We start from the raw sequence: 22,356 nt of genomic DNA, 5'->3' as shown, positions 1-22,356 counted from the left end.
GCTCAGCCGACGGTGAAGACGTGTGCGGGCGACTCGCCCGGAACCAGGCGGACGTAGTTGGTGGCGCCCCACGTGTAGGTCGCACCGGTCAGCTCGTCGTGTACGGGGAACGAGGCGTCCGGAGCCACGTTCAGCTGCGCGCAGTCGAGCGACACCGTCGCTTCCCGGGCGTGATGCGGGTCGAGGTTCACGACCACCAGGACCGTGTTCGTACCGCCGCGCTTGGAGTACACGAGCACGTCGTCCTGATCGGCGTGATGGAAGTGCACGTCGCGCAGTTGCCGCAGTGCCGGGCTGCGGCGCCGGATGTCGTTGAGCGCGGTGATCAGCGGAGCGATCGTCCGCCCCTCGCGCGCCGCCGACTCCCAGTCGCGGGGCCGCAGTTCGTACTTCTCGGAGTGCAGATACTCCTCGCTGCCTGCGCGCAGGGGGGTGTTCTCGCAGAGTTCGTAGCCGCTGTAGACACCCCAGGCGGGCGACAGCGTGGCGGCCAGCACCGCACGCAGTTCGAAGGCGGCCCGCCCGCCGTGCTGCAGGAACTCGGGCAGGATGTCTGGCGTGTTCACGAAGAAGTTCGGACGCATCACCGACGCCGTCTCCCGAGCCAACTCATCGACGTAAGCAGTGAGTTCGCGCTTGGTGTTGCGCCATGTGAAGTACGTGTACGACTGCTGGAGACCGGCCGCGGCGAGGGCGCGCATCATCGCCGGGCGCGTGAACGCCTCGGCCAGTAAGACGACGTCGGGGTCGGTGCGGTTGATGTCCGCGACGACCCGCTCCCAGAACACCACCGGCTTGGTGTGCGGATTGTCCACCCGGAAGATCCGCACCCCGTGGGCCATCCAGTGCCGCAGGATCCGCGTGGTCTCCGTGACAAGGCCCGGCAGGTCCCGGTCGAAGGCGATCGGATAGATGTCCTGGTACTTCTTCGGCGGGTTCTCCGCGTACGCGATCGATCCGTCGGGCCGCTGCCGGAACCACTCCGGGTGCTTGTCCACCCACGGGTGATCGGGGGAGCACTGCAGCGCGAAGTCGAGGGCGATCTCCAGACCCAGCTCGCGCGCCCGCGCCACGAACGCGTCGAAGTCCTCCAGTGTCCCCAGATCCGGATGCACCGTGTCGTGCCCGCCCTCCGGCGAACCGATCGCCCACGGCACGCCCACATCGTGCGGACCCGGCGCGAGCGAGTTGTCGGGACCCTTGCGGAACGTGGTCCCGATCGGATGGATCGGCGGGAGGTACACCACGTCGAAACCCATCTCCGCGATCGCCGTGAGCCGCCTCGCCGCCGTCGCGAACGTCCCGCTCACCGGCGGCTTTCCGGGTTCGAGGACCGCGCCTTCGGAGCGCGGGAAGAACTCGTACCAGGAGCCGTACAACGCCCGCTCCCGCTCCACGAGCAGCGGCAGCGGTGCGCTCTCGGTCAGGCGCTCGCGCAAGGGGTGCGACTCCAGGACGGCGCGGAGCTCCGGCGCCGCCGTCGCCGCGAGCCGGTCCGCGGCGTCACGGCTTCCGTCGCACAGCACGTCCAGGGCGGCGCGCACGATCGCTTCGGAGGGGGCGTCGCCGGACAAGCCGGCGAGGACCCGTTCCAGGAGAAGGGCGCCTTCCTCCAGCGTGAGGTCGATGTCCGTGGCGGCCGCGACTTTCAGGGCGGCGTCGCGCTGCCACGTGGCCACGGGATCGCACCAGGCCTCGACGCGGAAGCTCCACAGGCCGGGCGCGGACGGGGTGACATCGCCGCTCCACCGGTCCTCGCCCGGCTTCACCTCGCACATCGTGCCGAGTTGAGCGGCACGTCCGTCGGGAGCGCGGAGCACGGCCCGCGCCCGCACGATCGCCGTCCCCTCCACGAACACCGTGGCCGTGACCGGGAACGTCTCGCCGACCACCGCCTTCGCCGTGGCCAGGCCCCCCTCGACCTGGGGCCCTACCCGCTCGATCGAGACGGGCACCTGCTGCTGCACCGCTGCCATCGGTCTCACCTCTTGGGCTGTGCGCCCCAGTCGGGGTCACACGAGAGTCGTCACCGCGGTCCGCTCAGTTCGTTCCGGTGCTCGCAGCAGACGTTCCGCCGTCGCCGCGGCCTCCCGGCCGCACCGTTCGCCGGTCGCGGCACACAGCGCCGCGACCGCCCGCTCGAACCCTGCGCGGACATCGGCGTCGGCGGGGGCGGCGAGGAAGCACCGTTCCCATCGGCGATAACGCCGCAGGCTCGGCCCGATGTCCACGTCGGCACGCGATGCGTCCATGGCAGCCGTCGACCTCCTGGGATCCGCACCGCCGGACCCGGGGAGCCCGAACACCGTGTGCGGAGAGGGAGCGGCCGGTCACACCCGGCGGCTCCTCCACCATCGTGCGGGGCGAATCGCCATCCGTCCTGTTGAGCCGAGTGTCACGAGTCGATCACTCTCGTGTTGCACGAATGGAGTAGCGGGGTGAGGCTGAACCCTGACTCTCGAAGAAGCAGTGCTCACGCTCTGTGCGCACGGACCCGTCGTGACGACGGGCGCGAGCTCCGCTGTGAGGAGCAGACATCATGAACCGGACAGTGCCCCGCTACTACCACGTCGAGGTGGACGCAGAGCCGGAACGCGTCGGCCAGGTGCAGCGCATCGTCGCCGCCCACCTCCGGTACTGGGGGCTGGAGAAACTGGCGACGCCCGCGACCCGGGGGCTCGGACTGCTGATGGAGGCCGCCGGCGGCGACGCCGCGCTGACCGTCGAGACGTGGTGGACCGGTCAGCACCTGATCACCGCCGTCTCCCACCAGGACGCGATCCGCGCCGGACACGGCGACGCCGTCCTGGCGTGCCTGAGCCGCGTCGCCGCGCTGAGCGACGGCTGGGGCAGCTGCACCGCGCATGCCCGGCGCATCGTCTGGTTCTCGCTGCGCAGCCGCACCGGCGACCGCGAGCCGCTGGCCCACACGCTGCCCGTCCCGTCGACGGACGCCACCCGGCAGGTGCCGCGCGCCGAGGTGCCCATGATCGGCGTCGCGGTGCCGCGAGCCGTCGAGGCGGCTTCGTGACGACGTCCGTGCGCCCGGGCCGCCCCTATCCCCTCGGGGCGGCCCACGACGGTCGGGGAACGAACTTCGCCCTGTTCAGCGCCGTGGCCGAGCAGGTCGACCTGATCCTGGTGGACGCCGACGGCACCGAGCGCACGGTGACGCTCCCCGACGTCGACGGTTTCGTGTGGCACGGCTACCTGCCGGACATCGGCCCGGGGCAGCGCTACGGCTACCGCGTGCACGGCCCCTGGCAGCCCGCGTCCGGAGCCCGCTGCGACGCCTCCGCCTTCCTCCTCGATCCCTACGCGCGCGCGGTCCACGAACAAGGCCCGCGCGACGCCGGTTTCGCCCAGGGCCTGTGCGGAGTCGTCGTCGACCCGGCCTTCGACTGGGGGACCGACGAGCCCCCGCGGCACGCCTACACCGACTCCGTCATCTACGAAGCACATGTGCGCGGCCTGACCCGCACCCACCCCGGAGTGCCCGAGGAGTTGCGCGGCACCTACGCCGGACTGGCGAGCGAGGCGGTCCTGGACCACCTCACGTCCCTGAAGGTGACCGCGGTCGAACTCATGCCGATCCACCAGTTCGTCCAGGACGGTTTCCTGCTGGACCGCGGCCTGTCGAACTACTGGGGCTACAACACGATCGGCTTCTTCGCGCCCCACCACGCCTACGCCGCCACCGGCACACTCGGCCAGCAGGTCGACGAGTTCAAGAACATGGTCAAGGCGCTGCACGCGGCCGGCCTCGAAGTGATCCTCGACGTCGTCTACAACCACACGGCCGAGGGCAACGAGAAGGGGCCCACGCTCTCCTTCCGCGGCATCGACAACGCCTCGTACTACCGCCTGGCCGACGACGACTTCAGCCGCTACTACGACACGACGGGCACCGGCAACAGCCTGCTGATGCGCCACCCCAACGTCCTCCAGCTGATCATGGACTCGCTGCGCTACTGGGTCACCGAATGCCATGTCGACGGCTTCCGCTTCGACCTCGCGGCCACCTTGGCGCGGCAGTTCCACGAGGTGGACCGGCTCTCCGCCTTCTTCGACCTCATTCAGCAGGACCCCGTCATCAGCCGCGTGAAGCTGATCGCCGAGCCGTGGGACGTCGGTGACGGCGGCTACCAGGTCGGCAACTTCCCTCCGCTGTGGTCCGAGTGGAACGGCAAGTACCGCGACAGCGTGCGGGACTTCTGGTGCGCGCGCGAGCGCTCCCTCCCCGAGTTCGCCTCCCGCCTGACCGGTTCCGCCGACCTTTACCAGCACGACCGGCGCAGGCCCCGCGCGAGCGTCAACTTCATCACCGCGCACGACGGTTTCACGCTGCGCGACCTGACCTCGTACGACACCAAGCACAACGAGGCCAACGGCGAGGGCAACCGCGACGGCGAGAGCGACAACCGGTCCTGGAACTGCGGTGCGGAAGGACCCACCGACGCGCCGGACGTACGAGCACTGCGGGCCCGGCAGCAGCGCAACTTCCTGGCTACGCTCATGCTCTCGCAGGGCATCCCGATGCTGAGCCATGGCGACGAACTCGGCCGCACGCAGGACGGCAACAACAACGCCTACTGCCAGGACGGCGAACTCACCTGGATCGACTGGGAGTTGACGGACGAGGACGCGTCCCTGCTCGACTTCACCCGGCAACTCGGAGCCCTGCGCACCGCCCATCCCGTCCTGCGCCGACGCCGCTTCTTCTGGGGCGACAGCGCCCGGCACGACGACGAGCTGCGGCTGCCGGACCTGGTCTGGCTGCGCCCCGACGGCGCCGAGATGACGTCCAAGGACTGGCGGTGGCCCGACGCCCACGCACTCGCCGTCTTCCTCAACGGCGACGCGATCACCGAACCCGACCCGCTCGGCGACCCCGTCGTGGACGACTCCTTCCTGATGCTGTTCAACTGCTACTGGGAGCCCATGGAGTTCCGGCTGCCCGACGCGGCGTACGGAGCGACCTGGACGACCCTCATCGACACCGCGGAGCCGTCCGGCGACCCCGACGAGAAGGAACACAAGGCCGGCACGCGGCTCATCGTCGAGTCACGCGGGCTCGTCGTGCTCTCGCGGCCGCCGCTGCGGGAGAATGCCTGACGGACGTCGTGCGGAAGGGATCCGCCGCTCCGCCGTAGGGAACGACGTGTCAGTGCCCGTGGTGGGCGAAGGCCGCCCAGATGCGGGGCGAAGCGAAAGAGCGGTCGGGGGTCTCGACGGCGATGCCGTGCAGGGCGGCGGGAACCGTGCGGTGCGGGTCGAGCATCCACATCTGCGCCGCGCGCAGGGCGTCCGCGGGAGAGTCGGCTGCCTCCGGGGCCTCGGCATGCCCATGGCCGGAGAGGTAGTGGTGGAACATGAACATCAGGATCGAGGTGCGGCGGTCGTCCACCACCGACCAGCGTGAGCCGACCACGGAGGCGGCCCCGGCGCTGAGCAACGCGGTCGACAGGGTCAGGGCCTCGTCGTGCGCGGACAGCGCGAGATCGCTGACGCAGTTGGCCAGCACGACGAGACCCCCGGGAGCCCGCGGATCGCGCGCCGCGGTCAGCAGTTCGGCGATGGCCAGGCGGTGGCCGCGGCTGAGGTCGAGTCGCGACTCCGCGGGCGTGGCACCGGGCGTCGCATGGCAGTTGACGTGGCAGACGGCGACACCGGGAGCATCCCGGACGGGCCGTCCCGGCAGCAGTCGCCGCACCGTGTCGGCGGTGGCGGGCACCGGTGCCGGACCGGTCCACGGGCCGTCGCGCTCGGCGAGCCACCCGACCGAACCGGTCACCGTGGCCTGAGGATAGAACGCGGACCGGATCAGTCGCGTCTCCTCATGCATGACCGAGGAACCGTCCGGGTCGACGACGAACGCGTGGCGCCCGCCCCACGGCAGCCGTTGCCGCGCGGCGGCCTCGATGAGCTGCCGGGCCGTGGCGCACTGCGAGAGCACGGCCAGCCTGCCCGCGTAGTCGGCTCCTTGAGGACCGGCCACCCGCGCGGCCTGCCACGGCACCACGCCGAGCACCCCGACCGGTGCCAGCACCAGACGCGGCGGCCGCCCGGGCCAGCGTTCCCGCGCCCACCCCAGCACGTGGGTCATCACCGCCTCCCCGGCCCACGAACAGACCGCCTCCAGCGCCGTGGCCCAGCGCTCCTGCGCCTCCCGGGCCCGCTGCTCGGCCCGGTCCCGGACGCTCTGCTGGAGCGGCGTGTCGTGCGGCCCGGGTGGAGCGGGTACGCCCAGCACCGCCGCCTGGAAGGTGCTCAGCGCGTCGGCGTACTCGGTCAACGGCTGCCCGCCCGCCGTGTTGAGCGTCCGCAACGGCAGCTGCTCCACCGCCCCGGTGGCGGTGACCAGCAGGGCGTACCCGGGACCGTCCTCGCCCGGCACCAGGTGGACGAGCGCGTCCGACCCGACCTTGCGCAGGGCCCGGCCGGTCTCGGCGGGGGTCGGCGCCGACAGCACCCGTGCCTCGGCCGCCCCGCCCTCCAGCGCCTCGAGGACCTGGCGGCGCAATGCGCCCGGCCCGGCCTCAAGACCCTTCCCGGTCGCCGCCGTCATGTCCTCCCATGCGTCGGCGAGGCCGGGGTGCCCGGCGTCGCGCAGGAGCCCCGGGACGGTCGCCGAGACGGTGGCCGCGTTGAGCACCAGGCCGCGGCCCAGTTCGAGGGCGTCGAGCGCGGCGGTCGTCTCCCCGTCCTCCATGCACCAGCGGACGAGGCGCAGCATGTCGGGGCGTGCGGACCGGGCGATGAGGAGGGCCCGCGCGGTGCCGGTCTGCAGGAGTACGGCCCGCCTGTGCGTGGCCAGTACCGACTTCGCGGCCTCCCGGGACCAGCGACGCTGAGTGGTGTCCTCGGGCCCGTGGGCGCGGTGGGCCCGCGCCTGCGCACGGCCGAGGACGATCAGGAAGGCGTCCCCGGGCGCGGAGTTCAGCGCCATCCGTGCCTCGCGCAGGGTGTCCACGGCACGCCTCAGATCCTCCCGGTCCCCGCTCCGGTCGAACCGTGCCAGCAGCAGCCGGCCGATCCCGTACAGGCACCGCGAACGTCCGCCCTGGAAGCCCCGTTCGGCGTCGTCGAGTGCGCCGGACAGCAGCTCGATGCCCTGTTCCAGGCGCTCCGGCGCCCCCTCCGGGTGGGCGGAGAGGGTGAGGGCCGCGCGCAGCAGCAGCGCGGGCCGGTGGGCGCTGAGCGGCGGGCATGCTCCGGCGGCCGCGACCACCTCGCCGAGCGCGGCGTCCACCGCGGCCCGGTCGTCGGCCGCTCGGGCCAGGTCGAGGTCCAGCAGGCCGATCTCGCTGCGTACGGCGGGCCCACGGCAGTGGCCTTGCGGCAACCGGCGCAGTACCGCCCGCAGTTGTTCCCCGATCCGGCGCATCTCGGCGGCGCGCGCACCCCTGCTGCCGTGCTGCTGCCCGCGGACCGCCAGCAGCGCGGCGACGGCCGCCGCCGCGGCGAGTCCGGCGTGGAAGTCCCCTGCGGCCAGGGCCGGTACCTCCACCAGTGTGGCGCCCAGTCGCTGCTGCCCGGTGGCTTCCGCGTGCCGGCGCAGCAGCGGTACGAGTCCGGGGTGCTCGCCGCGTTCGGTGACGCGCCTCAGCAGTGCGGCATAGGTCTCGCGTGCCGTGTCCAGGTCCATCCGGTCGCCCAGCAGGGTGTACCGGTCCAGCAGCATCCCGGCGTGAAGGGCCGTCAGAGCGGTGTCGAGCGGTTCGACGGACCCTGCCGCGCCGATCGCCACCTGTGCGGCGGCGATGGCCCGCGTCAGGTCCTCGGTCCGCCGTTCGTGGATCCAACGGTCGTAGCGCGCCAGGGCGCCGATCCCGGCGGCGACGGCCGTCCCGACGGGATCACCGGCGGCGGTCCTGCCTTCCTCCGCGAGCTCCTCCACGCGTCCGACGGGTTCGGCGAACGGGTACGGCGACCCGTCGCCCGGCAGTACGGCGGCGACCCGCAGGGCCTCGGCGGTCTCCTGGTCGTCGAAGGCGACTGCGGGGTCCGTCCCGCGGGCGGGGCCGGGGGCATCGGCGGGTGACGGCGTACGGGCTCGACCGTCCTGCGTATCGCCCGTCGTCCGGCCGAACCACTCCCTCAGCAGCCTGGCCGCTCCGGAGTTCCGCGTCCGCAGCTCGGCCGCGAGCCGGTACAGGTCGCTTCCCGGGGGCACCTCCGAGGTGACCGTGTCGAGCAACTGGGTGACGCGGGCCCGCTCGTGCGGCACTGCCAGGCCGCGGTCGGACAGCTCCGTGCCGAACGCGGCGGCGATGAGACTCAGGAGAACCCGGGGGAACGGTTCGTCGATCTTCGCGCGCAGAAGCGTGTCCAGTCGCTCCCACCAGGTGCGGCAGTACGCGTCGGTGAGCGGCTCTCCACGGACGAACTCGACCATCAGATGGATGAGGGCATAGGCGAAGGACTCTGGCCCCGGCCTGCGGGTGGCTGCCGCCCGCAGGAGCTGCTCCAGCAGTTGCAGGCCTTCCTCGATGCTGGGGTGGCGGCTGACGTCGGGCATCGGCGGGGTGGTGGGGCGGCCGGGTCCTGTGGGCGGTGCGAACGGATTGCCGGCCCAGACGGAGAGCATGAGGGCGTGGATGACGAAGAACTCGTACTCCTCCATCGGCACACCGGAGGTGGGTGCTCGCCCGAGGACCAACCGGGTCCAGCGCAGTGCCTCCCGCAGCACGGCCGGATCGCTGTGCGGCAGGACGAGCAGATGGTCCATCAACAGGCAGACGCTGAGCGCCTGGGCGCCCGCCAGGTACATCTCATCCTGATAGTGGTGGAGACCGACGCCCTCGCGGAGGAGCTCGATCGCGCGCGCGGAGTCCTCGCGGGCGTCGGGTGCCAGCCGCGCCAGGGCGAGCGCGGGGTCGGGGACCATCACCCGCATCAGGTGCTCGGACTGCCGGTAGAGATGGGGCCCGACCTTGCGCTGCATGCGCGCGGACAGCGCCAGACCGATCCGGAGACAGATGAGTCCGCGTGCTTCGTCGTCGGCGGGGACGACGTCGACCAACTCCAGTCCGTGCCGCACCAGACGGTCGATGCGCTCGTCCTCGTCCTGGGCGTCCTCGGTGTGCAGCCAGGCGCTGAGCAGTTCGACCAGGCCGTTGAGGCAGTGGAACAGCTCCTCGTCACGGTCGGACGCCGACTCGCCGGCCGGGACCGGGCCGCGCAGCTCCGCCACGATGCGCTCGAACTGGTCGGCCGCCTCCCGAAGATCCGCCTGCGGGTCGTAGGCGCCGACGCGCGGGATGCGGGCCGGCGTCGTCCCATTCCCCGTCCCTGTTCCCGCGCCGCCCGCCTCCGCCAGGTCTATGAGCAGCAGGGCGAGGTCCATACGCACGCCGCGGGCGTCCAGGGGAGACGTTCCTGGATGCGCGATCTGGCGGCGGTAGAGGTCCACGAGCGCCGACGCGTGCTCCACGGATCCGTCATGCCGGTGGCGGTCATGGGCGAGCATCGTGGCAAGCTCCAGCGCCACGGCACCGTCCTCACCCGGATCGGCGGCCAGCGCCAGCAGAGGGGCGATGAGCGGACCGAGCTCCTGCGGCGGGGGAGACGCGGGGTCGCAGCGCTCGTCGTGGTCGGCGAAGCGCAGCCTCGCCAGGTCGAGGAGCACGAGGGGGCCGAGCCCCTCCTCGGTCGCGCCGTCCACTTCGTACGCCTCCTGGAGGTGGGTCAGCGCTGCGGCGCGGTCCGCCAGACGGTCCGGCGTGTCGAAGTCGGCAGCCCGCGAACGGTCGGCCAGTGCCAGCCCGAGCATGGAGTGCAGGAGTTCGAGGTCGGCCACGTCCGCCGCGTGGGGTCCGGCCAGCACCTCGGTCAGCAGCGTCACGAAACGGTCCAGATCCCGCGCCCGGGCCTCGGCGGACGGGACCTCCACGAGCCGATCCCACAGGACCCCGGCCAACTCCACGCGTGCCAGCGCCGCGTGGTACGCGGTCCACGTCTGCGGGTCGTCGGTCCCCGTCGCCGGATCGGTGCTGCCCGCCGGCAGGCCCCAGCGCGGGGCCGGAGCCAGCGCGACGGCGTAGAAGCGTACGGCGTCCTCCAACGTGACCGTGCCGACGCCGAGTTGTGCGGCACGGGCGGACAGCAGCGCGGCCCAGCGGTGGAAGGCGCTGCCGGCGGGGGTGGTGGCCAGCACCCCGTCCAGCAGGGGCAGCGCCTCGGTGACGTCCGAGGTGATCGCCGCCCCGGTCGCGTCATCGTCCAGGCACCGGTCGACGAGTTGCTGGGACAGGTCCAGGGCGGCGGCGATCTGCTCGGTCGAGCCCATGGCCCCGTGCGTGGCGAGCCACCGTAACGACTCGAAGGCGTCGTCCGGTTCGCCGCTCGTCACGGTCACCGGGCCGTGCCGTTCACGAAGGTCCGCCTCGGCGCACCTCCGCGTGTGACGACGGGCATGCGGCACCTCCGGAAACATGTCGGGCCGAATCGGGAAAGCAACGGTATCCGACCCCGATGCTTTTGACGACGGCTTTCCCGACGGCACTTCTGCCGTTCTCCGCGCAGTGTTTCGGGGAAAGATCGGATACCCGACTCGGCCCCGAATCGATGCTCGCCGATTTCGCCGATGGGGAGTTCCCGTTCACTGCGGTCGGTACTCTCCAACTGCGGCCCCGAAAAACCGAGTCCGGGACTGAGGAGGAGAACATGGATGCGAACGACCTGTCGATCCTCGCCGCTCTCACGCGCGATGTCGACGGCGTGCGGAACCTTCTGAGCGAGATCGACCGGAGGGAACTGGACCGGCTGCTGGCCATGTTCGCCCATGCCCCCGACGAGCAGGGCGCCGAGGCCGTCGGCGCGGCCGTCGTCCTGCATCTGATGAACAGCCTGCCGAGCGGCGAGCGGCAGAGACTGCGGCTGCGCGCGCCCACCGCCGATCCGGACCGCGGTGTGCTGCGAGAGCTGGCCGCCGTCTTCGGCTACCGGCAACCGGCCACCGGGCAGCCGGTGGACGAACCACCGCCACCGGCTGCCGGGGGCACGCCCTGGGAGCGGATCCGGACCCGGCTGCTGTCCGAGGCGTCGTTCTCGGAGGAGCAGGTGGAACTGCTCCTCGGCCAGGACCCGTGGCACAGGCACCTGATCCGGCTCTCCGACGCCACGGGTGAAGTACGGTTGCCGACCTTCCAGTTCGGCCCGGACGGAGCGCCGTTGCCCGTCGTGCTCTCGATCAATGAGGAGCTGCGTGCGGACGTGGACCCGTGGGGCGTCGCGGACTGGTGGCTCGGTCGCAACCACTGGCTGGACACCCCGCCCGCACGTGCGCTGGGCCGGGTACCGGACGACGAACTGATCGCCGTGGCACGAACGGTGGGCGAGGGGTACTGATGGGACGAGGTCAAGGCCTGCCGGAGAAGATCCGCCGGACACCGGATGCGCTGGTGTTGCAGCCGGGCACCCGGCTCTTCAGGGTCCACCAACGCAAGTACTCCGCAGAGGAGTTCAACCCGACCGTGTGCGACCCGCACTTCGGCGGTTCGCGGTTCGACGGCACCGAGAACGACCGCTACGCCTATCTCTACGCGGCACCGCGCGTGGAGACCGCGCTGGCCGAGACCGTCCTGCGCGACCTCCCGTTCGAGGACGAGGACAATCCGCGGGTGCTGCAGTACAAGGCTCTGGTGGGCCGGTGCGTGACAGAGCTCGAACTCGTCACCGAGGTACGGCTGCTGTCGCTGATGGACGAACCCGCGCGGGTCGCCGTACGGCAGGACGCCTGGCTGGTGCACGCCGAGGCGCCGGAGTACCCGTTCACCCGCCGCTGGGGCCACTGGATCCGGTCGCAGGCCACGTGGGCGCAGGGCCTGGCCTGGCCGTCCAAGCGGGACGGGCCGTACCCCGCGATCGTCCTGTTCGCCGACCGGCTGGGGCCGCCGCACCCCGCCGAGGTCCTGCGACGGCTGCCGAAGCCGTCGATCGACCTGGACGACGAGGCCGGCGTGCACTGGCTGGAACAGACGCTGTATCGCTACGACGTCTGCGTGGGCGCGCCGCCCGAGGCCGTCGCCGGGCCCTGACCGGTCGAAAACCGGGTGCGGGCCGGTTGTATCTCGGGCACAAGGGGATTTCACAGCCGCGCAGGGGTTCTTTATTCGCTATACCTGTAAGTTCCCTTCACCTTTCAGTGCGCGATTCTGTACGCCTGTGTCTGCGTCACGCATTCGAAAGTGCTTTCCCCGGGGCGGTGCGGGCCGTTTAGCTGAGGCTTGGCTTCCGGTGCGGTGTTCCGGATTCCTTTTTTGTGCGGGGGTGTTTGGATCGGGGAGCGGGAACGGGGCGGTTACAGCGCCGCGTCCCGCGCCGCGACCACCGCGTCGACCAGGTCGAGGCCGTTCGCTCGGTGTGCCGCGATCGCGTCGTACCAGCCACGCAGCGCACCGCGTACGTCGGACACGAATTGCTGGGCCGCCGGGGCCAGCGAGCCCGCGCGGTGGACCACGCCGAACGGTGACTCGATCAGCGGGTACGTCTCGACGACGTGCGCGCCCGCGTCGAGGGCGGCGGCGCACATGCGCAGGGGCAGGAACGCCTGGAAGCCGGAGCGCAGGACGAAGGTCAGCTGGGCGCCGCGGCTGGGGACGGTGGCACCGGTCGTGGCCGCCACCCCGTGCGCGGCCAGGGCCGTGTGGACCGCGTCCTCCTCGTTGCGGGTGACCTGGCGGCGGGCGAGCGGTAGGTCGCCGAGGGCGGTGAGGGGCAGGCGGGAGGTCGGCGCGGGATGGCCCGGTGGGCGGACCAGCAGGAGTCGCTGGACGCCGAGTTCGATGAAGCCGAGGTCGGTGCGGAGGTCCTTGAGAGCGAGGGTGAAGCCGAGTTCGGCGCGGCCGTCGGCGACCGCCGCGACCAGTTCCTGGCGCGAGCCGACCTCGCTGATGTCGAGGCTGACCGCCGGGTAGCGGCGGGTGAAGCCGCCTGCCCAGGAGGCGACCGCTTCCGCCGACATGTCGGGCGTGCACATCACGGTGAGGACGCCGCCGCCGCTCTCGCGGGCCGCGCGCATCGCATCGTGCACGGCGACCACGTCGTCGAGGACACGCCGGGCCAGCGGGACCAGCTGCCGGCCCGCCGAGGTGGGGGCCAGACGGCGCGCGGTGCGGTGGAACAGCTCGACCTTCAGCTCCCGCTCCAGCGCCCTGACCGAGGCGGAGACGGTGGGCTGCGACAGGTAGAGGCGCTCGGCGGCGCGGCCCAGGCCGCCGTGGTCCACCACCGCCAGGAAGTGTTCCAGCTGCCGCAGTTCCATCGGGTCTCCCTGCCGTTTTCCGTCGCTACGGCCTGTCCCTCGAAAGCCGTGCGCCGGGGGCCGCTCCACGGGTGACACGGTAAGTGTCGGGCAGGGTGCCGTCCCGTCCCACCTGCCGGTTCACGGCCCGGCCGAGGTTGCGCTCGTGCACCGGCGAGGAACCCTCGTAGATCCGCAGCGCCCGTACATCGCGCCACATGCGCGGGACGGGATGGTCGCCGACGATGCCCTCGCCGCCGAGGAGCTGGACGCACCGGTCGGCGATGCGGCCCGCCGTCTCGGAGGCGAACAGCTTGGCGGCGGCGATGCGGTGGCGCGGCACCGTGCCGGTGTCGAAGGCGCGGGCCGCCTCCAGAGTGATGGCGCGGGCCGCCTCCAGATCGGAGTAACAGCGCCCGAGATCGGCCTGGACCGCGCCGAGCTCGGCGAGCGGCTCTCCGAACTGTTCACGGGCACCGAGATGACGGGCGGTCTCCTCCAGCATGCGGGTGGCCTGGCCGACGCAGGTCGCGGCGACGTGCAGGCGGGCGTGGTTGATGCCGCGCAGGGCGGCGGTGAACCCGGTGCCGGTCCGCCCGCCGAGCAGTGCGTCGTCGCCGACCCGCACCCCGGCCAGATCGATCTCCGCGACGGGCGCCTCGGCGTGCCCGTTCATCCGGGACGGCAGCCGTGTCGTCACGCCGTCGGCAGCGCGCGGCACGAGGAACGCGGAGACCGCGGCGGCCCCTTGCGACGGTTCGCCGGTGCGGGCGAACACGATCAACTCGTCCGCCCAGTGGGCGTTGGTGATGTAGCGCTTGTGCCCGTCGATGATCCAGCCGTCGCCGGTGCGGCGGGCGGTGGTGGTCAGCGCGGCTGCGTCGGATCCGGCGCCGGGCTCGGTCAGCGCGAACGCGGTGACGTGCTCGCCCGCGGCCATCCTCGGCAGCCGGGACTCGCGCTGCGCGTCGGTGCCGTGGTCGAGGATCGCCTGTGAGCACAGGCCGATCACGGTGGAGAACCGGGATCGGTACACGCAGGAAGCGCGGGTGAACTCCAGGGTGAGCAGCACCTGTTGGGTCATCGTCCACTCCAGGCCGCCCAGGCGGCGGGGGATGGAGATCGCGAACAGTCCGTCGCGGGCCAGGGCGTCGAGCACGTGGCCGGGTACCTCGCCCGCCTCCACCATCTCCTGCTCGGCGGGGATGAGGACGTCGTCGGTGAGAGCGGCCACCCGCTTCAGGTGAGCGTCGAAGTCGAGGCCGTGGACCTCCGGGGCGATCATGTTGTTGCTGTCTCCTTCCGGTGGGGAACCGGACCTGTGACGGTGCCGGTCGCGGCCAGGGCGGCTATCTGTGCTTGTGTGCGGCCCAGTTCGGCGAGTACGGCGTGGGTGTGCTCGCCCACCTCGGGTGCGGGAGGTGTGGTCGCGGGGCGGTGGCCGTCCAGCGAGAACGGGGTGGTGGGCGCGGTCCCGCCGTCCCCGCATCCGGCGATCAGACCGGAGGCACGTACATCGGGGTCGTCGACGACCTCGTCGAAGCGGCGCACGGCCCCGCACACGATGTTCGCCGCGCGCAGCAGATCGAGCGCCTCGCTGCGGTCGAGGCGGCCGAGCGTCGCGTGCAGCACGGCGAGCAGGTCATGACGGTGGGCGACGCGGGCCGGGTTGGAGGCGAACCGCGGGTCGTCGGCGAGTTCGGGGCGGCCGATGGCCCGGCACAGCGCGGCGAACTTCTGCGGGGTGTAGGCGGAGACGACGACCGCCCCGCCGTCGCGGGTGCGGACCAGGTCGGCGGCGGGAGCGGCGAGAGCCTGACCGTTGCCGCGCCGCCGGGGCGCACTGCCGCTGAGCTCGTACTCGGCCCAGGTCGCCGCCTGCGCGTGCACCACGGCCTCCATGAGCGAGGTCTCGACGACGCCGCCCCGGCCGGTCACCCCACGGCGGACGAGCGCGGCGAGCACCCCGGAAGTGAGCGCTTGGGCGGCGAGTACGTCGGCGACGGTGAAGCCGACCCGCTGCGGATCGCCGTCGGCCGGGCCGGTGAGGTCCATGACGGCGAACTCGGCCTGCGCCGCGATGTCCAGGCCGACCCGGTACGCGGACGGGCCTCGGGTGCCGAACCCGGTGACGAAGCCGTAGACGAGACGGGGATGCCGGCCGAGCAGGGCGTCGGGGCCGAGCCCGAGACGTTCGCTGACACCATGGCGGAAGTTGTGCAGGAGCACGTCGGCGCCGGCGATCAGGTCGCGTACGATCTCCTGCCCCGCGGGGGCCCGCAGATCGACGGCGATGCTCCGCTTGCCGCGGTTGTTGGCGCGGACCATCGCGGCGCCGAAGTGCCCGATGCCCCGCGCCTGGTCACCGGTGGGAGGCTCCACCTTGATGACGTCGGCGCCGAGGTCCGCGAGGTTCTGTCCGGCGCCGGGGGCGGCGATGTACTGCCCGAAATCAACGACGCGCAGCCCCTTCAAGGGCTCGTTCACCATGGTCACAGGACGGCTCCCGCGTCGGCGGCCCGGCGGCGCGCGGTCTCGGCGAGCAGCGCCGTGCGCGAGCGCGCCGGGTCGAGCAGCAGCCCGCCGGCGACCGCGAAGACGCAGATGCTGATGCCGACGACCAGGAACCCGTCCGCGTACCCCTGCGAGACGGTGTCGGCGGCGTCCACGATCACGCCGAGCAGCCAGGGTGCGACGATCCCGGCGACGCTGTAGACAGCGATGATGCAGCCGAAGAATCCGGGCCTGTGCCTGCGCGGCAGGAAGTCGGCGGCGCCCGCGAACGCGACGGAGAACGCCACGCTGTTGATGGAGAACGCGGCGACGACCAGAGCCAGTTGCACCCCGCCCGGCGGCACCTGCGTGAACGCGATCATGGCGAGGCCCGCGAAGCAGAGACATCCCATGGTCAGCAGCCCGCGTGCGGCCCGCGCCGAGCGGCCTGCACGCAGCATCCGTCCCGAGACCAGGCCCGCCGTCAGCAGCACGACGATCGCCAGCCCGTACGGAAGGGTGGCGAGCAGGCCGACGGTCTCGCGGGAGTAGCCCATGCCGTCGTGCAGGAACGACGGCAGCCAGGACACCTTCAGCGAGGAGATCAGATACCCGGCGAAGGAGAGCAGGGCCAGGCCCCAGAAGCTGCCGGTGCGCAGCAGCGCGGTCAGCGGGACGTCGATGTCGCCGTTGGGGTCCGGTTCCTCCTCGGCCCGCTCCTTCGTGGCGGCACCCGCCCGCATGCCGGGCTCGCGCCGGGTCACCCACAGCCAGACCACCGTCCACAGGGTGCCCACGGCGGCCAGCACGGCGAACGCCGCATGCCAGGTCCAGGTGACCAGGATCCAGGTGAGAACGGGCGTGGCGATCAGCGGGCCGACCGAGGATCCGGCGTTCACCACCGCACCGGCGAAGGCGCGCCGCTCGGCCGGGAAGCGGTCGGCGACGACCGACTGGCACAGTGCGTGCGCGGGCCCCTCGAAGAAACCGAGCGCCATCCGGGAGGCGATCACCACGGTCACTGTGGTGGGGACGGTCAGCGGAACCATGCTCGCGACCCAGGCGAGCATCAGTCCGCCCGCGGCCCAGCGCCAGCCGATCCGCCGGAAGAACACCGCGAGGATCACGGCACCGGCCGCGAACAGCCAGAAGAACGCGCTCGACATGAGGCCGTACTGGCTCGCGGTGAGCCCGAGGTCCTTCTCCAGGTCGGGCGCGGCGAGCCCGATGGCCGCCTTGTCGGCGAAGTTCAGGGTGAAGAAGGCCAGGAGCAGACCGATGATCCACCGGTCGGCCGGGGTGACACCTCGGCCGGGTCCCGGTTCCTTCCGGTCTGCGGCCATCGCCTGCGGCGCTGCATGCGCGGTCACGTCCACCTCCATGATCCGGCGTCACCGGTGCGGATGACGCACTCGCCAGGGAATCGGAGGCGCTGGGCGCGATCAAGCGCGGTCTTCCTGAGGGACCCTTCGGTGATTCCGAAGGGAACTGCTCAGGGGTGTCGATCGGTGGGGGAGCATCTAGGCTGACGGGTGTTATGTCACCTTCTGATGCATTTGAGGCAGAGCCTTCCCGGCAGTCCCGCGGCTCCGCCCTGGTGGGCTCGCTGCTCCTCCTGGTCGACCGTGACGCCGAGCGCGCGGCCCGGCAGGTCGAGCTGTTGCGGGCTCACGACGCGGAGTCCATCGAGGTGCAGGCCGACCTCGGCGAGTACGAGAGCGCTCGCCGGAGCGGAGAGCGCGACTTCAACGTGTGGGACGCCGTGGTGTGGCACTGCGATGCCCGGACCGACGCGGAGGAACTGACCCGCACGCTCGTCGCGTGGTACGAGCGATTCCCGGCCGTCCCGGTCGTCGTCGTGGCGAACGAACCGGACATGACGGTCGCGATGGCGGCCCTGCGCGGACGAGCCGCCGATCTGGTCGCCCGGTCGGCGGGTGACGACGGCCTGCTCGCTGTACTGGAACGGGTACTGCGGCAACGCCCTGATCCGATCGACGCCATCAGTCCCAGCAACAAGCGGGCCCTGGTGGTCGGGGCGCACCCGGACGACGCGGAGATCGGGGTCGGCGGCACCATCCACCGGCTCGTCAGGCGCGGATGGGACGCCACGGTGCTGACCATGTCCCACGGCAGCGGAGGCGGTGACCCCGCAGAGCGCACCGCGGAGGCGCAACGGGCCGCGCACGTACTGGGCGCCGTGCTCGTGATGGAGGACTTCCCGGACGGTGCCATCGACGATTCCTCGGCCACGGTGCGGGCCATCGAGCGGGTCGTGCGCCGCGTCCAGCCGGAGATCGTCCTCGTCCATTCCGACAAGGACACGCACCAGGACCACCGGGCCGTGCACCGCGCCACGCTCGTCGCCGCCCGCTCGGTGCCGCGCGTCGGCTGCTACCAGTCACCGTCCGCCATGGTCACCTTCCAGCCCAACCGTTTCGTGGACCTGCGCGAGCGGGACCTGGAGGCCAAACTCGCCGCGATCCGCGCCCATGGCTCGCAGGCACGGACCCGCGCGTACCTCGACGAAGACCTGGTCAGAGCCACCGCCCGCTACTGGGGGCGCTACGCCAACGCGCACTTCACCGAGCCACTGGAAATGATCCGTGCCTCCACGCCGACCCGGTTCCGGCCCGACGGACACTGACGTGACGGCCGGCCCGCGTTCCTCGACGAAGTCAACCCCCGCCCACCCGGGGGCATGTTGCCGGTGATCGCCTCGGGTGCGCACATGCCCCGTATGGCGGGTTCCTGCATGCGGGGTCACCGGCCCGACCGCAGGCTCGAACCATGCGTATCCGGACACCTCTCGCCTGTTGTTTCGCGGCCGCACTGCTGCTGACCGTCACCGCCTGCGGGGGCGACGACAGCAAGCCCGATCCGAAGCGCGACGACCAGTGGGCGCTCGACGCGATCAAGCTGCCGGACGCCTGGAAGACGTCGAAGGGCGACGACACGGTCATCGCCGTCGTCGACACCGGCGCCGACCTCGACCACCCCGACCTCAAGGGCCGCTTCGTGGACGGCCACGATTTCGTCGACAACGACGACGAGCCCAAGGACATGAACGGCCACGGCACGCACGTGTCCGGCATCGCCGCGGCCCACACCGACAACGGGGTGGGCATCGCGGGCGGCGCGCCCAGCGCGAAGATCATGCCGGTCCGGGTGCTCGGCGCCGACGGCTCGGGCTCCAACGCGAACATCACCAGGGGCATCGTGTGGGCGGCCGACCACGGCGCCGACGTCATTAACCTCTCTCTCGGCGAGGGCCCGCTGATGTCCAACCTGCTCCAGGGCGGCATCCTCAACCAGGCCATCCAGCACGCCCACGACAAGGGCGCGGTCGTCGTCGCCGCCGCGGGCAACGACGGCGAGAACACCCAGCCGTACAAGGTCGACACCCCGGTGCTCGTCGTGGGCGCCAGTGACCAGAACGGCAAGGCGGCCTCGTTCTCCAACTTCGGCGCGGAGAAGGCCGTTTCGGCGCCCGGCGTCGACATCCTCTCCACGCTGCCCACGTACCGCACGAAGGAGTCCCTGAAGAACACCTCCGGGTACGGGGAACTGTCCGGTACGTCGATGGCCTCGCCCTACGTCTCCGCAGTCGCCGCGCTGCTGCACCAGCAGGGCCTGAAGCCGGACGACATCATCGCCACCATCCGCGACACGGCCGCCAACCCGGACAAGGCCGCCAAGCTGGGCCTGGGCATCGTCGACGCCGCGGCCGCGGTCAAGAAGAAGGACTCGTAGGACTTCGAGAATCAGGCGGACCGGCCCGGTGATTCCGGTAGCGCTCCGCAAAGGGCCATGACGGTCTCCATGACGGTCTACTAAAGTGACGTGCAGGCCGTGACTGGCGCTGAGGTGGAGCACCACCGGGGAGCGGTCCGACGAGATGTCGATGCCGTGCGCCTGGGCGAGTGGTCAGCAACGCCCGGAGAGCCACGATGTCCCGTACAGCACAGCTCATGGACGGCACCCGCCTCGCCGCACGTCTCGTCGAAGAGACCGCCGCCAAGGCGGCGGAGATCGCACACCGCACCGGAACCAGCCCCTGCCTGGCGACCGTGCTGGTCGGCGAGGACCCCGCATCCGCCACCTACGTCCGCATGAAACGAGCCCGGTGTGCGAAGGCCGGCATCCAGTCACGCCACATCGCTCTGCCCGCCACCACCACGACCACCGAGCTCGTCGACACACTCGCCGGCCTGTCCGACGATCCGGACGTGCACGGCATCCTGCTCCAGCATCCGTGCGGCCCGCACATCGACGAGCGAGCGGCATTCGAGGCCATCGCCCCGGAGAAGGACGTCGACGGGGTCACGATGCGTTCCTTCGCCGCGATGAGCTTCGCGCTTCCGGGGTTTGCCTCCTGCACACCGGGCGGGATCATGCGCCTGCTGGAGGAGTACGACGTCGACCTCGCCGGTAAGCACGCCGTCGTAGTGGGGCGCAGCGCGATCCTCGGCAAGCCGGTAGGCATGATGCTGCTCGCCAAGGACGCGACACTGACCTACTGCCACTCCCGGACGGCGGGCCTGTCGGAGATCGTCCGGGAAGCGGATGTGCTGGTCGCGGCTGTGGGACAGCCCCGGCTGATCCGTGGCGAGGACATCAAACCCGGTGCGGTGGTGATCGACGCGGGTTACAACCCCGGCAACATCGGTGACGTCGACTTCGAATCCGCCCTCACCCGCGCCCGCCTGATCACTCCGGTGCCCGGCGGTGTCGGGCCGATGACGATCGCTGTGCTGCTGGCGCAGACCGTCTCAGCTGCCGCGAACCAGCTCGCACTCCACCAGTCCTGAGCGCTGGAACAGGCTGCTCGGCATCACCTAGCCGTGGAGGGTGGCGAGCCAGTCGGTCAGCAGGCGGTTGACCTCGTCGGGGCGCTCCTGCTGGATCCAGTGGCCGCAGCCGTCCAAGAGGTGGGAGGCCGACAGGCCGGGGAGGGTCGTGGGGTAGGCGTCGATGGCGTCGGCCATCCAGGTAGTGGACGCGTCCCGGGCGCCGCCGATGAACAGGGACGGCTGCTCGATCGGGGCTCCGCGGTGCGGGGTCAGGTCTGCCCAGTCCCGGTCCATGTTGCGGTAGCGGTTGAGTGCGCCGGTGATCCCTGTGCGCTCGAACTCCCCGGCGTACACGTCGAGTTCGTCCTCGTTCAGCCAGGTCGGGAGGACCCCCGTGGGGAAGCGGTCGCGCAGCCGGCCGCCGTGGGCGACGAAGTGCGGGTCGGGCTCGCCCTGGGCGGGCATGGTGTCGGCGGACAGCGCCGCGTAGAAGCCGGCGAGCCAGCCCCGGACGTCGGGCTCGATCTCCGCCTCGGCGCGGCCCGGCTCCTGGAAGTAGGAGACGTAGAACTCCTGCTCGGGGCCGCCGATCCGGCCGAAGACATCGGTGGGGCGGGGGCCGCCGGGCGGCGTGTAGGGGACGCTCAACAGGCCGACCGCGCGGAACACCTCCGGGTGGAGCAGGGCCGAGGTCGCGGCGATGTTCGAGCCCCAGTCGTGGCCGACGACCACCGCGTGCTCCTCGCCGAGGGCGCGTACGACGGCGACGTTGTCCGCCACCAGGTCGAGCATCCGGTAGGCGTCCGTCGCCTCCGGCTTGGAAGAGCGACCGTAGCCGCGCACATCGACGGCCACCGCCCGGTAGCCGGCCGCGGCGAGGGCCGGGAGCTGGCGGCGCCAGGAGTACCAGGACTCGGGGAAACCGTGCACGAGCAGGACCAGCGGACCGCTGCCCTGCTCGACCAGGTGCAGGCGCCCGGCCGGGGCGTCGACGGTGCGGTGGCGGGGTTCGGCGGACGGCTCGGGCTGCATGGGGTTCTCCTCGGTTCGCTGGCGACGCGACTACCTGTCGATCATGCAGCGCGGCATCCGTCCGACGCGATCAGCGTTGACATTCTGGCAAACTCGCAGGACAGGGCGGTAAAGCGGCACGGCAAGAAGGGGCGGCAGGGTGGCAGTCGACGACGTGGACGGCGCACTGGCCGCGATGGGGTCCCGGCTGCGGGCCGCGCGCGAGCACCGCGGCGCGACGCTCACCGGTGTCAGCCGCGCGACCGGCATCTCGATCAGCACGCTGTCCCGGATCGAGACCGGCCGGCGCAAGCCCACCCTGGAGGTGCTGCTGCGACTGGCGAAGGAGTACGGCGTTTCCCTGGACGAGCTGGCCGGCACCGCACCCGCCTCCACGCCCGAGCCGCGCGCTGCGGTGCCGCTGAGCTTCGGCGACGACAAGGTGGTGCTGCCACTGACCAGATACGTCGGCGGCCTGCACGCCCACAAGCACGTACTGCCCGCCCTTGAGGACCCGCCCGCGCGGCCCCGGCAGGTCTCCCACGACGGCCACGAGTGGCTGTGCGTCCTGTACGGGCGGCTGTGGCTCGCGCTCGGCGACCAGGACCTCGTCCTGACGTCCGGGGACTTCGCCGAGTTCGACACCCGGACCCCGCACGGGGTGGCGAACGCCGGCCCCGGCGGTCCGGTCGAGTACCTGATCATGTTCGGACCGCAGGGCGAGCGCCTGCGACCACGCACCCCTCCAGCCGCCGGTCGCGGGAACCGCCGACCGAATCGCGCCCCGGCCGGCCGAGAAGAACAGCCGTAGAC

The 22,356-nt window shown here is 71.6% G+C and carries 16 protein-coding genes and 1 riboswitch; of the genes, 8 read left to right on the top strand and 8 right to left on the bottom strand.

Features of this window, described 5'->3' with window-relative positions:
- Nucleotides 1-2: 2 nt before the first annotated feature.
- A complete protein-coding gene (locus ACFVDP_RS02595; RefSeq protein WP_383482034.1) occupies nucleotides 3-1,976 on the bottom strand; it encodes a maltotransferase domain-containing protein in 1,974 nt (657 codons plus the stop codon).
- A gap of 36 nt (nucleotides 1,977-2,012) precedes the next feature.
- Nucleotides 2,013-2,252, bottom strand: a complete 240-nt coding sequence (locus tag ACFVDP_RS02590) for a DUF5133 domain-containing protein (protein ID WP_383482033.1) — start codon at nucleotides 2,250-2,252, stop codon at nucleotides 2,013-2,015.
- A 287-nt stretch (nucleotides 2,253-2,539) separates the two neighbouring features.
- Here ACFVDP_RS02590 and ACFVDP_RS02585 point away from each other — a divergent pair, with 287 nt between their 5' ends.
- Together ACFVDP_RS02585 and glgX are read left to right on the top strand one after the other, a co-directional pair.
- A complete protein-coding gene (locus ACFVDP_RS02585) occupies nucleotides 2,540-3,031 on the top strand; it encodes a pep a2 (RefSeq protein WP_383482030.1) in 492 nt (163 codons plus the stop codon).
- Nucleotides 3,032-3,039: 8 nt separating this feature from the next.
- The gene (gene glgX, locus ACFVDP_RS02580; RefSeq protein ID WP_383484281.1) at nucleotides 3,040-5,115 is read left to right on the top strand and encodes a glycogen debranching protein GlgX; all 2,076 of its coding nucleotides are present in this window, start codon (nucleotides 3,040-3,042) and stop codon (nucleotides 5,113-5,115) included.
- A 49-nt stretch (nucleotides 5,116-5,164) separates the two neighbouring features.
- Here the strand turns inward: glgX and ACFVDP_RS02575 are convergent, their stop codons facing one another.
- On the bottom strand, nucleotides 5,165-10,360 hold the full coding sequence (locus tag ACFVDP_RS02575) for a CHAT domain-containing protein (protein WP_383482027.1): 5,196 nt from the start codon (nucleotides 10,358-10,360) through the stop codon (nucleotides 5,165-5,167).
- Nucleotides 10,361-10,668: 308 nt separating this feature from the next.
- Here ACFVDP_RS02575 and ACFVDP_RS02570 point away from each other — a divergent pair, with 308 nt between their 5' ends.
- Both ACFVDP_RS02570 and ACFVDP_RS02565 read left to right on the top strand, forming a co-directional pair.
- Nucleotides 10,669-11,352 carry a hypothetical protein gene (locus ACFVDP_RS02570; protein WP_383482024.1) on the top strand — a complete coding sequence of 228 codons (684 nt, stop codon included), beginning with the start codon at nucleotides 10,669-10,671 and terminating at the stop codon, nucleotides 11,350-11,352.
- Nucleotides 11,352-12,041 (top strand): RES family NAD+ phosphorylase, encoded by a 690-nt coding sequence (locus ACFVDP_RS02565; protein WP_383482021.1) that lies wholly within the window; start codon nucleotides 11,352-11,354, stop codon nucleotides 12,039-12,041. Before ACFVDP_RS02570 ends, ACFVDP_RS02565 begins: the two co-directional genes overlap by 1 nt.
- A 263-nt stretch (nucleotides 12,042-12,304) precedes the next feature.
- Here the strand turns inward: ACFVDP_RS02565 and ACFVDP_RS02560 are convergent, their stop codons facing one another.
- The 4 genes from ACFVDP_RS02560 to ACFVDP_RS02545 are packed head-to-tail and all read right to left on the bottom strand — an operon-like array spanning nucleotide 12,305 to nucleotide 17,109.
- Entirely contained in the window at nucleotides 12,305-13,267 is a 963-nt protein-coding gene (locus ACFVDP_RS02560) for a LysR family transcriptional regulator (protein WP_383482018.1), read from the bottom strand.
- A 25-nt stretch (nucleotides 13,268-13,292) separates the two neighbouring features.
- Complete coding sequence (locus tag ACFVDP_RS02555; RefSeq protein WP_383482015.1) at nucleotides 13,293-14,531, bottom strand: acyl-CoA dehydrogenase family protein; 1,239 nt, start codon at nucleotides 14,529-14,531, stop codon at nucleotides 13,293-13,295.
- Nucleotides 14,528-15,736 (bottom strand): CaiB/BaiF CoA transferase family protein, encoded by a 1,209-nt coding sequence (locus ACFVDP_RS02550; protein WP_383484278.1) that lies wholly within the window; start codon nucleotides 15,734-15,736, stop codon nucleotides 14,528-14,530. The genes ACFVDP_RS02555 and ACFVDP_RS02550 overlap by 4 nt, the downstream gene beginning before the upstream one ends.
- A gap of 2 nt (nucleotides 15,737-15,738) precedes the next feature.
- On the bottom strand, nucleotides 15,739-17,109 hold the full coding sequence (locus tag ACFVDP_RS02545; protein ID WP_383482012.1) for an MFS transporter: 1,371 nt from the start codon (nucleotides 17,107-17,109) through the stop codon (nucleotides 15,739-15,741).
- Between the two features lie 167 nt (nucleotides 17,110-17,276).
- On the opposite strand from ACFVDP_RS02545, the gene ACFVDP_RS02540 reads away from it, so the two are divergent.
- From ACFVDP_RS02540 to ACFVDP_RS02530, 3 genes are all read left to right on the top strand, one after another.
- Nucleotides 17,277-18,386, top strand: a complete 1,110-nt coding sequence (locus ACFVDP_RS02540) for a PIG-L deacetylase family protein (RefSeq protein ID WP_383482009.1) — start codon at nucleotides 17,277-17,279, stop codon at nucleotides 18,384-18,386.
- Between the two features lie 143 nt (nucleotides 18,387-18,529).
- The gene (locus ACFVDP_RS02535; RefSeq protein WP_383482006.1) at nucleotides 18,530-19,492 is read left to right on the top strand and encodes a S8 family peptidase; all 963 of its coding nucleotides are present in this window, start codon (nucleotides 18,530-18,532) and stop codon (nucleotides 19,490-19,492) included.
- A gap of 89 nt (nucleotides 19,493-19,581) precedes the next feature.
- Nucleotides 19,582-19,667: riboswitch (ZMP/ZTP riboswitch) on the top strand.
- A 22-nt stretch (nucleotides 19,668-19,689) separates the two neighbouring features.
- Complete coding sequence (locus tag ACFVDP_RS02530) at nucleotides 19,690-20,550, top strand: bifunctional 5,10-methylenetetrahydrofolate dehydrogenase/5,10-methenyltetrahydrofolate cyclohydrolase (protein ID WP_383482003.1); 861 nt, start codon at nucleotides 19,690-19,692, stop codon at nucleotides 20,548-20,550.
- A 27-nt stretch (nucleotides 20,551-20,577) separates the two neighbouring features.
- Here ACFVDP_RS02530 and ACFVDP_RS02525 read toward each other — a convergent pair whose 3' ends face one another.
- On the bottom strand, nucleotides 20,578-21,564 hold the full coding sequence (locus ACFVDP_RS02525; RefSeq protein WP_383482000.1) for an alpha/beta fold hydrolase: 987 nt from the start codon (nucleotides 21,562-21,564) through the stop codon (nucleotides 20,578-20,580).
- Nucleotides 21,565-21,703: 139 nt separating this feature from the next.
- Here ACFVDP_RS02525 and ACFVDP_RS02520 point away from each other — a divergent pair, with 139 nt between their 5' ends.
- Nucleotides 21,704-22,354, top strand: a complete 651-nt coding sequence (locus tag ACFVDP_RS02520) for a helix-turn-helix domain-containing protein (RefSeq protein WP_383481999.1) — start codon at nucleotides 21,704-21,706, stop codon at nucleotides 22,352-22,354.
- Nucleotides 22,355-22,356: the final 2 nt, after the last annotated feature.

Source organism: Streptomyces sp. NPDC057694 (assembly GCF_042799415.1).
GTDB lineage: Bacteria > Actinomycetota > Actinomycetes > Streptomycetales > Streptomycetaceae > Streptomyces.
The sequence above is the reverse complement of the archived record's forward strand: the minus strand, read 5'-3'. Positions and strand labels throughout refer to the sequence as shown.

What these genes read in the sequence shown, in the direction of transcription:
- ACFVDP_RS02595 (WP_383482034.1), bottom strand. Translation starts at nt 1,976, where the DNA reads ATGGCAGCGGTGCAGCAGCAGGTGCCCGTCTCGATCGAGCGGGTAGGG.
- ACFVDP_RS02590 (WP_383482033.1), bottom strand. Translation starts at nt 2,252, where the DNA reads ATGGACGCATCGCGTGCCGACGTGGACATCGGGCCGAGCCTGCGGCGT.
- ACFVDP_RS02585 (WP_383482030.1), top strand. Translation starts at nt 2,540, where the DNA reads ATGAACCGGACAGTGCCCCGCTACTACCACGTCGAGGTGGACGCAGAG.
- ACFVDP_RS02570 (WP_383482024.1), top strand. Translation starts at nt 10,669, where the DNA reads ATGGATGCGAACGACCTGTCGATCCTCGCCGCTCTCACGCGCGATGTC.
- ACFVDP_RS02565 (WP_383482021.1), top strand. Translation starts at nt 11,352, where the DNA reads ATGGGACGAGGTCAAGGCCTGCCGGAGAAGATCCGCCGGACACCGGAT.
- ACFVDP_RS02560 (WP_383482018.1), bottom strand. Translation starts at nt 13,267, where the DNA reads ATGGAACTGCGGCAGCTGGAACACTTCCTGGCGGTGGTGGACCACGGC.
- ACFVDP_RS02555 (WP_383482015.1), bottom strand. Translation starts at nt 14,531, where the DNA reads ATGATCGCCCCGGAGGTCCACGGCCTCGACTTCGACGCTCACCTGAAG.
- ACFVDP_RS02550 (WP_383484278.1), bottom strand. Translation starts at nt 15,736, where the DNA reads ATGGTGAACGAGCCCTTGAAGGGGCTGCGCGTCGTTGATTTCGGGCAG.
- ACFVDP_RS02540 (WP_383482009.1), top strand. Translation starts at nt 17,277, where the DNA reads ATGTCACCTTCTGATGCATTTGAGGCAGAGCCTTCCCGGCAGTCCCGC.
- ACFVDP_RS02535 (WP_383482006.1), top strand. Translation starts at nt 18,530, where the DNA reads ATGCGTATCCGGACACCTCTCGCCTGTTGTTTCGCGGCCGCACTGCTG.
- ACFVDP_RS02530 (WP_383482003.1), top strand. Translation starts at nt 19,690, where the DNA reads ATGTCCCGTACAGCACAGCTCATGGACGGCACCCGCCTCGCCGCACGT.
- ACFVDP_RS02525 (WP_383482000.1), bottom strand. Translation starts at nt 21,564, where the DNA reads ATGCAGCCCGAGCCGTCCGCCGAACCCCGCCACCGCACCGTCGACGCC.